At 45.7% G+C, this 14,393-nt stretch carries 9 protein-coding genes; all 9 read right to left on the bottom strand.

From position 1 onward, the window contains the following. Nucleotides 1-152: 152 nt before the first annotated feature. Nucleotides 153-2,630 carry a hypothetical protein gene (locus tag HQN90_RS21575; RefSeq protein ID WP_216855404.1) on the bottom strand — a complete coding sequence of 826 codons (2,478 nt, stop codon included), beginning with the start codon at nucleotides 2,628-2,630 and terminating at the stop codon, nucleotides 153-155. A 98-nt stretch (nucleotides 2,631-2,728) separates the two neighbouring features. Next, nucleotides 2,729-3,736 carry a peptidylprolyl isomerase gene (locus tag HQN90_RS21580; protein ID WP_173222495.1) on the bottom strand — a complete coding sequence of 336 codons (1,008 nt, stop codon included), beginning with the start codon at nucleotides 3,734-3,736 and terminating at the stop codon, nucleotides 2,729-2,731. Beyond that, complete coding sequence (locus HQN90_RS21585; RefSeq protein WP_173222497.1) at nucleotides 3,726-4,997, bottom strand: Gfo/Idh/MocA family protein; 1,272 nt, start codon at nucleotides 4,995-4,997, stop codon at nucleotides 3,726-3,728. Before HQN90_RS21585 ends, HQN90_RS21580 begins: the two co-directional genes overlap by 11 nt. Before the next feature lie 19 nt (nucleotides 4,998-5,016). Further along, nucleotides 5,017-5,907: a carbohydrate ABC transporter permease gene (locus tag HQN90_RS21590; protein ID WP_173222499.1), complete on the bottom strand. Its 891-nt coding sequence runs from the start codon at nucleotides 5,905-5,907 to the stop codon at nucleotides 5,017-5,019. Nucleotides 5,908-5,925: 18 nt separating this feature from the next. Continuing rightward, on the bottom strand, nucleotides 5,926-6,795 hold the full coding sequence (locus tag HQN90_RS21595; RefSeq protein ID WP_079414195.1) for an ABC transporter permease: 870 nt from the start codon (nucleotides 6,793-6,795) through the stop codon (nucleotides 5,926-5,928). Nucleotides 6,796-6,900: 105 nt separating this feature from the next. After that, entirely contained in the window at nucleotides 6,901-8,607 is a 1,707-nt protein-coding gene (locus tag HQN90_RS21600; RefSeq protein ID WP_173222501.1) for an extracellular solute-binding protein, read from the bottom strand. Between the two features lie 148 nt (nucleotides 8,608-8,755). After that, nucleotides 8,756-10,441, bottom strand: coding sequence for a response regulator transcription factor (locus HQN90_RS21605; protein WP_173222503.1), 1,686 nt, complete (start codon nucleotides 10,439-10,441; stop codon nucleotides 8,756-8,758). Continuing rightward, nucleotides 10,434-12,179, bottom strand: coding sequence for a histidine kinase (locus HQN90_RS39685; RefSeq protein ID WP_173222505.1), 1,746 nt, complete (start codon nucleotides 12,177-12,179; stop codon nucleotides 10,434-10,436). Before HQN90_RS39685 ends, HQN90_RS21605 begins: the two co-directional genes overlap by 8 nt. 198 nt (nucleotides 12,180-12,377) lie before the next feature. After that, a complete protein-coding gene (locus HQN90_RS21615) occupies nucleotides 12,378-14,279 on the bottom strand; it encodes a family 16 glycosylhydrolase (protein ID WP_173222507.1) in 1,902 nt (633 codons plus the stop codon). Nucleotides 14,280-14,393: the final 114 nt, after the last annotated feature.

Consider the following 14,393-nt stretch of genomic DNA (forward strand, 5'->3'; position numbering starts at 1 on the left):
TGAAAAAGGGTACGTACTAAAACTCGATGATTATCATGAAGACCCCTTCGTCCGGCAAAATCTGCGGCCAAGGGGTCTTGCTGCATTTGCTTCCTAAGTTTTTCGGCAGACTCAAAAGCTTAGTTTCCCGCCACAGGAAAGACGCATCCGCATCAATTCGACCACACACGCAGCTCATTCAACGCGATATTGCCCCACTGACGGTTCCCATTATTAACCTTTAGCCTGATTTTGCTCGTAGTAACCGTAGGGAATACAACATCTCTCGTCTCCACTGTACTGTTATTAAGCCCCCAAACGATAGCCGCATTGGATAGCGCTGCTGCCCAGCTGGTGCCGTTGAAATACTCGACATCCACGTTCGTAATTCCCTGGCCCATGCCGAAATGGGTGGCTAAGCTGAGCTTACTCGTGGTGACGGAATTGCTCCCAAAGTCCAGCGTAATGTACTGCGGGAATGTGAACGATGTCGCGCTGGACCACGCTGTGGAGTCGCTGTTATCGTTGATATTGCTAATAGGTCCGGCATTTCCCGCCGGAAATGTAGTACTTGCCGCTGCTGAAGCCGCAGCGTTGGTCGGAGCGTTATACAGCTCCAATTCATTCAACGCAATGTTCCCCCACTGGTGGTTTCCGCTATTAACCTTCAATCTAAGTTGTGAAAAGGTTTTTGGGGCAAAGTTTAAGGTTTTGACTTCATCGGCGCTGGTGTTGGAAGTCCATGTGAGATTGATCCCCGATTGAATGGGCAGCCATGCCGAGCCGTTATAGTATTCAAGATCGAAATTCGTTATTCCCTGTCCCTGGCCAAACCTCGTATTTAGCTTCAATTGGTTGGCCGTCACCTGAGCCCCGCCGAAATTGAGCGTTATATAGTTCGGAAACGTAGGCGTCGTGCTGCTTGACCAAGCATAGTCATAATACGTATCGTTGATATTTCGGATCACAGCGGTCGTCGCGTTTAAAGATGCGAATGTGGTGCTTGCTAGAGCACGCGAAGCCAGATCATCGGCTGCTGCTTTGGCTATCGTCGGATAAGCGACCGGCGCCTTGTTCGTTGCCGGAGGCACAGAACCTTGGTACTCGTGGGCCCCGATGTCAGGATCTCCGTTATACAAGCTATTTCCGAAGTAGTCTCGGTCACCGTTCGATGTAATAGGAACACCGGCACCAATTAACGGAGAAGTGGACTGCAGCTGGTATCCGCTCACCGAATTCATGCCGTTGCCTCCGCTGCCTGAGCTGACAAATTTCGGATCACTCGTCACTTTATGCGTATCGGAGCTGACAAGCGTACTGCCGCCATAATAGGCGTTGTAATCAAACGATTGTCCCGTTAGATTCCATCCGCGATCTCCTACGCTGTAATAAGCGTTGTTGTAGTTTTTAATATTGGTCGGAGAGCCTGAGGTCTTCGTGAAATAATCGCTCATAACGGGATTGCCGGATTGGCTTCCTACATAGATCGTATTATTGTGATTGGTCACGTTTTTAATCGAACCACTGTACCTGTAAATGCTTCTTTTGTCATTTTGGCTGATATTATACCTGACCACCGTATCGACCGTGTAGTACGTATCATTCACAAACAGCATAAAACCGCCTGCATTATCATGGCTGTAGTTATACTGAACCAGCGAGCCGATGTTCCCCGCATCAACGTCAAATCCCTCGCCGTCCTCGGCGCCATTATGGCTTCCGAACGACTCGTTGAATTGCACCACGTTGCGATCCGAATAAGCCCACCAAATGGATGCATTCGTTGCCAGATAGGTGGCTTCTTGAACCGTATTGCGCTCAACGACTGCCCCGTCCGTCACGTTCCAGGCGATTCCGCCCGTAGCCGGTCGAATGATCGTATTGTTCGAGATTCTCAGATTCGTCGTCGGTGTCCACGGACCGTAAGGCTTAGGCACCCAAGGCCATAAATCGCTCATCCCATAGCGAAGAATGCAATTGGAGCTGATGTAAATCCCATAAGCATCCACATCCGTCAATACATTGCCATCGATCAGGATATCGTCGAAAGCACTCGGCACATTCGATCCTACAGAATCGAAAATAATGCCCCCGGCGCGCGTTGTATAGATCCCATCCACATCGTGAATGTTCATATTTTTCACATAAATATGCTGCAAAATCCCGCTTTCCTCATTCAAAATATAAACACCACGCCGTTCACCACGCGCGCTATTGGTTAAAGGTCCAGCAAACGGATTCGTCACTTCCAAATTGTTAATTTCCCAATACCGCTGGTTTTTCAAAAGCACGGTTGATAGCTCCGTAGTTACGCCAGCGATAAGCGGCTTGCTGCCCGTTCCGTACTGGTCAATTACGATCGGACTTCCGCTGGCACCGGAACCTTTGGGCCATAGCTGACCGCTCCAGCTGCCGCCTGCCTTGAATAAAATGCGGTCCCCGGGAGCAAAGTTTGTGGCATTCACCTTCGCCAATGATTGCCACGCTGCGGATGTACTCGTTCCGCTGTTGCTGTCATTGCCTCCCGTATTATCTACGTAGTAGGTCGTTCCAGCTGCCTCAGCAGTTGGCGGCGTTGCAACACTCAGGCTGAGAAGCATAACGGTCGCAACGATTAGACTGAGGATTTTTCTTGCCGTCCATTTGGACATAAAACACCTTCCTTCCTATTCTTGTTTATGTAATGCTTCACATGTAATCCCACAAAGGAATATATATGAAGCGCTTACAACATTCAAATTGCAGCCTCTCATTCACCAACTTTCACAGCTTGATACAGCCTGTCATTTACCATAATCTGAGCTCGCGAAATCCTTGTTTGAAGCTGCTCTTTATATTTGTCATCTATATAATCTTTGAGGATTTGTTCCTTGATTTCCTCAAACGGGGTATAAGCGGAACCGGGCTCGCTTTTCTCCATACATTTCATAAGGATATAGCTGCCATTTTCTTCAATGACATCGCTTATTTCCCCCTGCTTCATCTTCAGGGCTGCTTGCGCTGCAGGGCTTCTTAAGTTTTGTCTGACGTTGTTTGCAGCAAACTGCTGCACGGAAATCGTCCCCTCCGGCATATAAGCTTTGGCAACCTCTTCCAAATCTGCCCCAGATGAAAGCTTGGCCTTCACCTCTTCCATCTCCTGCCGTTTCTTTTCTTTCAAAGAAGCTTGATGATTAGCATCAAGCAAAGTCAGCATAACCTGCTGCACCTTCACAGAACCGGGTGAGGCATATAACGAATCTTTTTTCCTCTCATAAAAGGCTTTCAAGCCATCCGCCAATCCCGCTTCCTGCTCTTGCATCTTTTTCTTCACCGCTATATTGGCATTGCTGAGCATGTATTCAAAATAGCCATCTTCGCTATATTGGGTTGGTCCAAACACAACTTGTTTGTTCTGAATGGCTTGCTGTCTTCTTTCATTTTCTCGCTTCCACTGCTGCAAAAAGCTCGAATAGCTGATATCTGACCATACGCCGTTTTCCTGCGCAATGATTTGCTGCATTTTGATGCTTACGCTGTCGTCGAGCGCCTTTTGCTTCCACTCATCCGTCGGCGTTTCCCCCGAGTAGCCTCTATTCTTGCGCAATGCCTTATTAAATTCAACGACGCTAATAGGAATCTCATTGACCCAAGCCATGTCATCGCTGCTTGCTTGAACGACAAATAGACTCCCTTTTGCCAGAACAACAATAGCAACCGCAGTGAGCACAAGTACTACTGCGGCCATCCATTTGCCTAAACCCACTTTACGCCTCATTTACTTCATTCACTTCCCAAAACTCCTTCAAAGCAACAACTTTTCGATCCAGCCTTGACCGCTCCGCCGCAAATGCCATCAAGTGGCTCTGCACCGATTGAGCCGCAGATGTCAATCCATCCCCTTTGCTGTCCTGTTGAACCAGCTTGATGAAATCGCGAATCAGACCAAAATCTCCGCCTCCGTGCCCGATATGTCCTCCCGGGATTTCCAGTGAGATTTGCGTAGCTGTGCCTGTTGCAAAGTCAATCACTTCAATCTCATTTTTCTCCATCGCACCGCGAATTTCGCCTTTCGTTCCCATCAATTTCAGCGTTCGACTGCAATCATTCGTAAATGCGCTCATCGTAAAAGCAGCCGTCACTTCATTGGCAAACGCCAGATTGACCACTTGATGGTCCACGACATCATTGTCGCAATGATACACGCATCTGCCGTATGGTCCTTCTTGCAGCGCTTTGGTGCGGGCTTCCAAGCTAAGATCATCGCTGATCGCAGAAGTAGGCCAATATATATCGTCCGTCAGATACACGTTAGGCGCGTAGTATAGACATTGATCCGAAACCGGGCATCCGTCCAAGCATCGCTGCGGTGCTCCTTCCGGGGCATTTTCCTTTTTAAAATGAGACAAAGATCCAAATGAGGATACATGCGTGCAATCCGCTCCTGCCAACCATAGAATGATATCCAGGTCATGGCAGGATTTGGCCAAAATCATCGGACTGGATTCGGAAGCTTTGCGCCAATTCCCTCTGACAAAGCTGTGTGCTTGATGCCAGTACGCTACATTTTCATTGTGTTGAATCGACATGAGCTGTCCAATCGCACCCTCGCTTATCAACCTTTTGATCGTTGTGAAAAAGTTTGTATACCTGAGCACATGACAAATCGAAAATACGCGTTCAGCTTGCTCCGAGCGCTTCCCCATTTGGATGCATTCCCATGGATCGGAGGACATCGGCTTTTCGAGCAGCACGTGATAGCCCGCTTCCAAAGCTTTCATCGTTGGTTCATAGTGCATATGGTCCTGCGTGCAAATAAGGACGGCATCCGCAAGATTAGGTTTACCCAATAAATCTTCCCAGCTCTCAAAACAGAGCTCATCGGATAATCCGTGCAGCGCTTGAAAATTGTGCCTTCTACTCATATTTGGTTCAGCGACAGCAACAACCTGCAGTTGATCTGGATGCTCAAGCGCATATCCCGCATAGTTAACTCCTCTTTGTCCCGCTCCGATTAATGCCACTGTTATTTTTCGCATGTGTTACCCCGCCTTCGTTTTATTCCTTCACACTGCCTACAGTCATTCCTTTAATAAAAAATCGTTGTACGAACGGGTACACCACTAAAATCGGCAGCGCCCCCATGAAAATCTGCGCAGTGCGCAGCGTTTTCTCACTCAGATTCTCCAACTGTTTGAGCTGCTCGACATTCACAGACTGCATTTGCGCATTCATTGCGGTGATTAAGGTGGACAGGTAGGTTTGAAGCGGATATTTATCCGGTGAATTCATATATAGAATACCGTCAAACCAAGAATTCCAGTGTCCGATAATGGTAAATAACCCTATGGTTGCAATGGCTGGCAACGAGACAGGCAAATAGATTTTCCATAGCAGCGTCCAATGACTTGCTCCGTCAATCGTAGCAGCTTCTTCCATTTCTTTGGGAATACCTCGGAAGAAGTTCAGCATCATAATCATATTCCATACATTCAATGCGCCAGGCAGAACAAGCGCCCAGATCGTATTGATTATCCCGGTTGATTTGACAATCATATATGTCGGAATGAGTCCTCCGCCCAAGAAAATCGTAACCGCAAAAAACCATACATACACGGTTCGTGAGCGAAACTGCGTCGTTTCTTTGGCAAGCGGATAAGCGGTAATGAAAATCAGGAACATATTGATGACCGTTCCGAGCACGACCCTTTCCAGGGAAACACGGAGAGATCTAATAAATTCCACCTTATGTCCAAGATACACGTAAGCATCTAGCGTAAATCCTATCGGCAGCAGCTTAACTTCGCCAGCCATCGCCGCTGTGTTGGAGCTTAACGAGACAGCGAGCAGGTGAATGAACGGCACAATACCGATGATCATAATGAAGGTAAGTACCAAGGCATTCATCAAGACGAACAGCTTTCTGCTAAACGATGGTTTATAAACCATATGAAGTCCCCCAGCCGTCTAAAATATTCGGTAATTGCTGAATTTATACGCCAGATAGTAGGATAGCGATACCAAACCGACGGATATGCCTGACTTAAATAGTCCCACTGCCGCAGCAGGTGCAAACTGTTGACTGAATAAACCAAGCCTGTAAGTGAAGGTATCAATAATATCAGCACCCTGATACACGGTTGGATTGTACATGATCAAGATTTGGTCAAACCCTGCGTTCAATATATTTCCAAGACTTAATGTCGTCATTAGAATGATGATTGGCATCATCCCTGGCAATGTAATATGCATCATTTGCTTCCATTTGCCAGCCCCGTCTACTTCGGCAGCCTCGTATAAACTTGCGTTAATGCCGGTGATGGCAGCCAAAAAAATGATCATATTATAGCCCATGCCTTTCCAGACATCCGAACCGACCATAATCGCTCGAAACCAATTATTGCTGCCCATGAACATAATCGGCTCCAGACCCATGCTTGAAATCATGCCGTTAACAGGGCCCCTCAAGGAAAACAACTCCAGAATGACTCCGCCAAGAACCGTCCACGCAAGAAAAAACGGTAGAAAAATACTCGTCTGAATCATGCGCTGAAACCACTTTTTGGTGATTTCATTCAGCAGCAGCGCCAAAATAAGGGGAACCGCTAACGAAAAGATAATTTTCAAAGACGCGATAAGCACCGTATTCCACAAAACTTGGTTAAAGTCAGGCAGGTTGAATACGTATCTGAAATTTTTCAGCCCCACCCATTTGGATTTGAAAAAGCCAAGCACCGGTTCATATTTTTGAAATGCCATCACGACGCCAAGGATAGGGCCGTAAGCATAGACAAGCGTAACTAAAACGCCAGGCAGCAGCATTAGATGCAGCGGCATATCTGTTTTTATTCTCAACTGTGTAGCCTCCAATCGCACCTAAATTCAGCCATCTTACTAAAAAAGGGGAGCGTGTAAAGGGCCTCCCCCGCTTTATGCTTCACCCTATTTCAATGCATTCTTCGTATACCACTCGTTGACTTCCTTCGTAATATCGTCACCGCCAAGCTTCTTCCAGCTCTCCACATACTTGTCAAATTCGCTTACAGGAGCGCCCATAATAATCTTGGTATACGTTTCGTCGAGCAGCTTGTCGAGCTGTGCTCCCTTCTCAACCTGTGTTTCCGTCGGAACGCCGTAGAACTCGTTGAAGAACACCTGCTTGTTGTCGCGAATTTGGCGTGTCATGCCCCAACCGCCGTTTTTGGCTGCACGGCTGTAGTACTGACCCCAGTTAGAGCCTTTTGTGGCGTTCGTCGTATCGCCGGCAAGGAACTCCTTGGTTGCTTTGAATACGTCCGCAACATTCTTATAGTTCTCATCATCGAGTGTAATGGCATCTTGCTTGGCATCCAAAGCCTTGTTAACCTCTGTATAAATGTTGTCAATTTGAGCAGGATTATAGATTCTTGGCACAAACCAGTTGTACACGTATCCGTTTTCTGCTTTGTTTTTCTCCAGATACTGTTTTTTGCCCATTTCAATGTAGAAGTTAATCATCTTAATCGCAGCTTCCGGATTTTTGGCTTTTTTGTTCACAGCAATAATGTGGCTCATCCGTACCTTGCCGACCATCGATTTCCCTGGCTGACCGTCCAGCGATGGAATCGGATAAGCTTCCCATTCTGCATTGGGATCTTTATCCTTGCTAATATTAAGCGGCCAGTTCGGGTACCACCATTCACCGTACGAAATACCAACCCTGCCGGCAACAATATCTTCCACAACCTTGTTTTCGTCTTTCAGCGCAAATTCTTTATCCAGCAGTCCTTTCTGATACCAAGATTGCAGCTTGGCAAGAGCGGTTTTCGTTTCGGGCTGGATTTCACCTGCGGCAAGCTTACCGTCTTTGCCTTTGAGCCAAGCTTTGGGAGCTGTGCCATAGCCGTTAAACACACCTCTGGCATCAAATCCCCAGCCGATCAGTGTTTTCTGCATCGCGATGCCATACCGGTCATTTTTACCGGTTTTGCCAGGGTCGTTTTTGACAAAGGCTTCGGCAATTTTCTCCAGATCGTCTATTGTTTTTGGCGGCTGCAGGTTGAGAGTGGTGAGCCAATCCTTCCGAATCCACAAGAGCTGTGTGGACAGATAAGGATCCTCGAACCCCGGAATGCCTAATATTTTGCCATCTGTCGTCGTAGTTTTCATGGCAAACCCGCCGTCCACCTGCATATAATTTTTTAAAGCGGGGGAGGCGTATTTATTATAGGCATCTGTCAAATCTGCAAGCATACCCTGACTTTTCAATTTCTCATATTGCATCGTATCCAGATCCAAAATATCAGGCAAATCGGCAGAAGCAAGCGCAAGCGAAAACTTCTGTTCGAATTGTTCGGTCGGTACGCTCCACATATATTTCAGATCAATATTAAGCATCTCTTTCAAATCTTTTAGATAGGCGTTCTGATCAGGCGTAATTCCCTTCGGTGTTTTCGGATCTTCCGGCGGGCGGAAGCCCAGCACTTCGGTAACCGTAACCGGTTTAGCGTATTTACCCAAAGGATCTATGTTTTCCGTTGTTTGGGCACCCGTTGTTTGCGGTGCAGCACTTCCTGCACTTGAAGCGCTTTCATTGTTACTGCTGCATCCCATTAGCGCAGTCGATATCAGTGAAGTAAGTAGGACAGAACGGACAAGCTTTTTTCTCATGTTATACCCCCCACATTTTATGCGAATTAAGTAACTGGAACGATCGTTGTTCATGGTCTGTGGTAAAGGCTCGAGCTTTACTGTACTTATTGTAATGCTGCGGGACGAACAACCGCTATACTAAACTGTTTACATCGTTCTGTTTTGTTTACTTCCTTGTTTTATGGAGGATCGCTTCCCTAAATTCCTGTGGCGACACCTCTTTCATTTTTCGAAAAAATGCTGTGAAGTAGGAAGGAGATTCAAAACCTAATTTCAAAGCAATTTCATTTATTTTCATCTGCATATCCTCCAGCATGTTCACCGCCATCTCCGCTTTGGTTGCATTAATATAATCGGACAAATTCCGCCCCGTAAGCTGCTTATAGAAACGCGATAGATAGGAAGGGTTGAAATGGACCACTTCAGCAATTCTGGCAAGGGAGAGATCACCGCTCAAATTCTCGTTAATAAACCTGTGAATGCGCTCAACCAGCAAATTTTCTCCCTTTTCAACCTGCTGCTGTTTCTCCAGGCATATCTGTTTGCCAAGTTCGAGATAATAGGATTCCACCGCCATCCAATCACCGGGAATGTCCATCATAGCAAAACTTTCGATCGGCATATGATCCTTGGCTCTGTCCGATAGCTGTTGATTATTGATATTGGCCAAGAAGACCAGCACAAACGCATAATACCTTTCTAGACCAAGAAGGTAATTCTGAGAGGTTTCATGCTGCAAGCTGATGATCAGGTCTTTGCAAATCGTTTCTGCTTGGAGCTCATCCCCTTCATCCAACTTCTTTTCCAGTAAGCGCAGCTTTTTGTTAAATTCATCCGAATAAGCAGCAACCTTGGAAGGCTCCACTTTAAAAAGTTCGTTCGCCATGCCAAGGTCCATCATCGTCATTTTTTGCCCGGATACCATTCTTTTCTTGATCATCGCTTTCATCAGTTCGAATTCTTTATGCAGGTTGTCCCACTCCACAGCGCCTCTTGATATGACGAAAGATATGTCCATTTGCAGCAAATCGCGGCATGCATTTTGAACCGATTCAAGAATGCCTTTTAAATAAGTGACAAATCCTCTCCAATCGACCGCATCGTCTTCACTTCGAAATCTGTCCGCATTCGCAGCTAGTTGCAGAAACGAAATCATCATCGAATTCTCATAGACAATCTCTTCGCTTGTTAGCACAGAAGGCCAATACTGTTCAACTAGGTTTCGCACAGCATACAGGGCGTTTCGTTTATTGGCATACGACATGCCTTCGGACCAACTGTCAATCTTGCCAACGAGCAGCAGCACAGGCGCTTCCCGATTCAACTTTATGGCTTGTTCTGCAAATAATTCTTCGGATAAAAGGTCATATACACGCTCTCCTAATAGAAGCGCCTCGAACAATTCCTTTTTCAGCAGCGGCGCCATGACTAGCATTTGGTTTCGGGCCTTTTCCACGATATCCTTGTTCTTAAGCTCATCCTCTATTTTCTTTAACGCATTGGTGACCGCCCCGATGACAACCTTATCTTCTTCTGTTTTTAAAATATAGCTTTCCACATTTTTTTGAATCGCCGTATAAACATAATCAAACTCATTATGCCCCGTCAAAAAAATGATTTTGCAGGCAGGCCAGTAAAATAAAATCTCATCCATTAACTGCAAGCCATTTTTCTCCGGCATACGAATATCGCTGAGCACAACATCAATCTTCGTCTTCTTGATCACGTCAATCGCCTCAAACGCTGAATACGCCTTGCAGATATCGAGATCAAGCTCCTCCCTTTCCTGAAACATCTGTACCAGTCCTTCAACAATCGCCGGTTCATCGTCAACAATTAAGAGTCTATACATCACTGCCGCCTCCATAATTAAAATGAATGATCACTTCTGCTTTCAACCCGCCATGTTCGCTTCTGGAAACAAATACGCCGCTAGGCTTGCCATACTCCAACTGGATTCGCCTGCACACATTGATGATGCCTGTCTTTTCAAGAACAATGGAGCAATTAGCCAACTTCTTCTGAAGGGCATGAAGCCTTTCATCCGTCAGCTTATTTCCGTCATCCTCCACACAAATACACAAGGTTTTTTTCCCGTAAGTGACCGTAATATGGATATTGCCGCCTCTACGTTCGTTCTCGAAAGCATGCTCAAAGGTATTCTCGATAATCGGCTGCAGAATCAGACGAGGCACCATGAGATGCTTGCAGGCATCTGGAATTTCACCGGTAACAACATGAATCCGATTCGAAAACCGTATACGCTGAATCTCCACATAATCCATAGCATGCCGATATTCCTTGTCAAACGGCACCTCATCCGCACCGCTTCTTGTAACAAACTGATAGTAACTGCCCAGCTTCTGGGCTAAAGTGGCCACGGTTTCATAATCCTTCGCCTTGCACATCATATAAATATTGAAAAATCCATTGTACAGAAAGTGAGGCTTGATCTGCGACTGCAGCTGCTTTAACTCCGAATGCTGCAGCGCCATCTTTTGCTCATAATTTTGCCGGATGGATTGCCTCAGCTTGTCGATCATCTTATCGAAGCTCCTGTAGAGATAGCCAAACTCAATATCATTTTTGGGCCTAATCAAAATATCCAGGTTATCCGTTTCCAGCGTTCTGAACGCAGCAATCAGTTCTTTCAAAGGGTTATGGATCATCAATTTGACTGAAAATGAAAAAACAACAATAATGACAACCGAAACCAGCGACATAACAAGCAGCCAAATATTAAATGTCTTCAGAGACCCCGTGAGCTCATTTTGGTTCATATAGGAATAGAGTGACAATCCGAGCGTACTTATGTGGTTGTAAGTGATCCTGTAACTTTGATCTCCAAATTTTAAAATATGGCTATCATCATTTTTATTGTTCTGCTCCACGGAAACATTATCATGTATTTTTCTTACAATAGGGTCATCCTGCTTGGCCGATATATAGTAGCTAAAATCCTCATTGGTAATAAAAGCTCCCGAGTAGCCATAATTGCCCACTAATTGGTCTAATGTCTTTTCCAGCTTCTTAACGGACAGCTCCAAATACACAATTACACTTGAATTGTTGGCCGCTTCAATAAAAAACAATCTTCCTTCATAATAATAAATGGAAGATTTCTTGCTATTTGAATACAGTTTACCAATTATTTCATATTCCTGATTAGGCAGCTTATTGATCCCGCTTTGGGTAGAGATCGTTCTTCCGAATGATTTCATATATACCCCGGTGTTCAGCAAATAATCACTCGAGTTCTGTATCGTGGACAAGCGTTCCTTAACCCTGTTTACGAGTTGGATTTCTTCAAATACATCCAGTGTGCCGGACAGAAAGTTCAGCTTCTGGAGATCGGAATCATTGACAACCTGCAGCTGCTGATTGCGAATGAAGGAAATCTGATCATCCAACTGGTTCGAATAAAATTGCACCTTAGACTGGATAGAGTCGGAAAATTCCTGTTTAATAAAGGATTGCCCCTTCATATTCATCAGCAGATTGACGAAATAGACAGGAATGATCAAAGCTGCAAAAACGATAATCACTTTTTGATACACATACAATTTGGGAACCCTTGTTTTTTTTATCACCTATTTCCCTCCTGTAGGACATCCAGCTTCAAAATGAATTTATTGCCTATAAGCTTAGCATGAAATCAATAAGCCATGTATAAGGTCTGCCAAAAAAAGCATTCCGTGCGGTTTTGGATGATTTCGGGAAATTAAAAAAAAGCTGCCCTCTAAGTAGATAAACCTACTTGAGGACAGCTCCTTGATCATCGGAAATGCTTATCTTGCTTCTACGTATAGGTCATCTACTTCGAAGCTGGCTGTGTATGCTCGAACGCCAACCTTGCCTGGAGCAAGCGGAGCATTGTCCGTCGCGCTGAGTTTCTCTTCGCCATTCAAGTATCCTTTCAATTGATTGCCGACAATTGAAAGCTCCATTCGGTACCATTCGTTGATAGTAATACTCATCGGATACGAGGCTAGATCCGTTACGACACCGTTGCTTTTTTTGCTAATAGCTAATTTATTGGAAATTTTATCCAACCGCAGCATGTAGAAGTTATTGCTGTCTGTATAGCGGCCTGTCACGCTGGCATAACCTGTGTTCGTAAGCAGCTTGATATTGGCCGAGATGAAAGCATTATTGTAGGATGCGCTGTTCGCGAAAGCACGGGCTTCACCAGCGATAGAAGTATTTTTCAATACATAGCTTCCATCCGTTGCAACAGACCATGTGCCCGTTGCTGTTGTCCATTTGTCAGCATTGCCGGACTCTAGGTCATCGCTGTACATGATTCGTGAGGATAGGAAATTATCCACGCTGACGATTTGATTATAGGCTCTGAAACCTGCGGCACCAAGTGTCAACTGATCGTCAGTCACCGAGAATCGTTCCACACCATTCAAATACCCTTTCAACGTCGAACCATTCAAGTACAATTTTAAATTGTAATCGTTTCCAGAAACAAACGTTTCAGGAGAAGACGCAAGAACCGTAGTCGCAGATGGAGTGACTTTGGCCAGTTCAAACATATGGTTAGTTGCATTTATTCTCAGATAGTAGTAATTGGCTGGATCCGCAGGATTAGGAGGCACGACCTCTTCATAGCGCGCTACCAAGCCGGTAATTCCTGTTGTGCCGTTCAACTTGAAATTGGCTTGCATGGCGCTGTCGGACCAACTTGCGGAAGAATAAGGTTGATCATTATACACAGCCATGGAAACTCCGCTAGATGTGGATGTGTTGAGTCGGTTGCTGTTTCCATCGGATACGAGGCTCCAGCTGCCCGACTTTAAGTCCCAATTCGTAATGGTTCCGCTTTCAAAATTATCCGTTCGAATTGGATTGTGAGGCGAGGGGGACACTGGCGATGTAACTGGCGCCGTGCCAGTTGTCGTATAGTATCTAAAGTAATCGACATCGTACGTACCGTACAAGTATCCCGGAGGTTGAGCTGGATCAGCATTTTGTGGAATCGTTGACAAGTAGAACACCATTGGCGAATTGAATGGCGATGCTGCCTTATCTAGTGTTGCTTCTGTCCGAAGCGGATAAATAAATTCTTTCACTAGTACGTTATCTTTGTAAAAGGCCATGCGCTGAGGCCCGTAATCAACACCATAAGTATGGTACTCGTTGGAATAGTCTCCTGTGTAAACTCCGCGGTTAGAAGCAAATAATTTGGCGTCTCCGCCGCCCGATGCAGCCAATTCCGTATTCCAGTTTAAATAACCTGCGGTAATTTGGCCGTTCTTATAGTGCTCAAAGAAGTCGATTTCCGTGAATTTGGAAAGACTATTCGTTTTGGGTAATTGCGCGTCCCAGATTTGAGTCCAAGCGGAAGGATGGAAGCCCGCGCCTGGATTGGTCCACTTGGCATTTAGTTCATAATAACCGTAACCGAAGGTACGCTTGGTTGTAACCCCAGCGCCGCGGTAGCCGGAAACGGAGCGAGTCATGTTCAGATGAATGGCCCCTCCGGAGACCGTCACATTATTTTCGTCCGTGTATTGATTTTGTCGATAATTCCATTCTTGCTCGTCCAGACTAGTTCCGTTAAATTCGTCTTGCCATACGAGATTGTAGCCTGCAGGGGGAGCCGCTTTTGCCTCGTCTGCTGCCGCAGATGATATTGCTACCGCAGCCAAAGTCCCCAAGCCGAATGCTAGCATCTTTCTCATGAATGAATCCACCTTTCAGTTTTGAAGTAGTGACACTGCTTCTGCTTCATTTGTCGACATATGATTTAAGAAGTGAGTTTAGCATATCGCACTGCTCACGGTGGAAAAATGCAT

The sequence above is a fragment of the Paenibacillus alba genome (assembly GCF_013204855.1).
GTDB lineage: Bacteria > Bacillota > Bacilli > Paenibacillales > NBRC-103111 > Paenibacillus_E > Paenibacillus_E alba.

Bases quoted from the DNA above. Each gene is read 5' to 3' on its own strand.
- HQN90_RS21585 (WP_173222497.1), bottom strand. From the start codon at position 4,997: ATGCGAAAAATAACAGTGGCATTAATCGGAGCGGGACAAAGAGGAGTT.
- HQN90_RS21600 (WP_173222501.1), bottom strand. From the start codon at position 8,607: ATGAGAAAAAAGCTTGTCCGTTCTGTCCTACTTACTTCACTGATATCG.
- HQN90_RS21590 (WP_173222499.1), bottom strand. From the start codon at position 5,907: ATGGTTTATAAACCATCGTTTAGCAGAAAGCTGTTCGTCTTGATGAAT.
- HQN90_RS21615 (WP_173222507.1), bottom strand. From the start codon at position 14,279: ATGAGAAAGATGCTAGCATTCGGCTTGGGGACTTTGGCTGCGGTAGCA.
- HQN90_RS21595 (WP_079414195.1), bottom strand. From the start codon at position 6,795: ATGCCGCTGCATCTAATGCTGCTGCCTGGCGTTTTAGTTACGCTTGTC.
- HQN90_RS21605 (WP_173222503.1), bottom strand. From the start codon at position 10,441: ATGTATAGACTCTTAATTGTTGACGATGAACCGGCGATTGTTGAAGGA.
- HQN90_RS21575 (WP_216855404.1), bottom strand. From the start codon at position 2,630: ATGTCCAAATGGACGGCAAGAAAAATCCTCAGTCTAATCGTTGCGACC.
- HQN90_RS21580 (WP_173222495.1), bottom strand. From the start codon at position 3,736: ATGAGGCGTAAAGTGGGTTTAGGCAAATGGATGGCCGCAGTAGTACTT.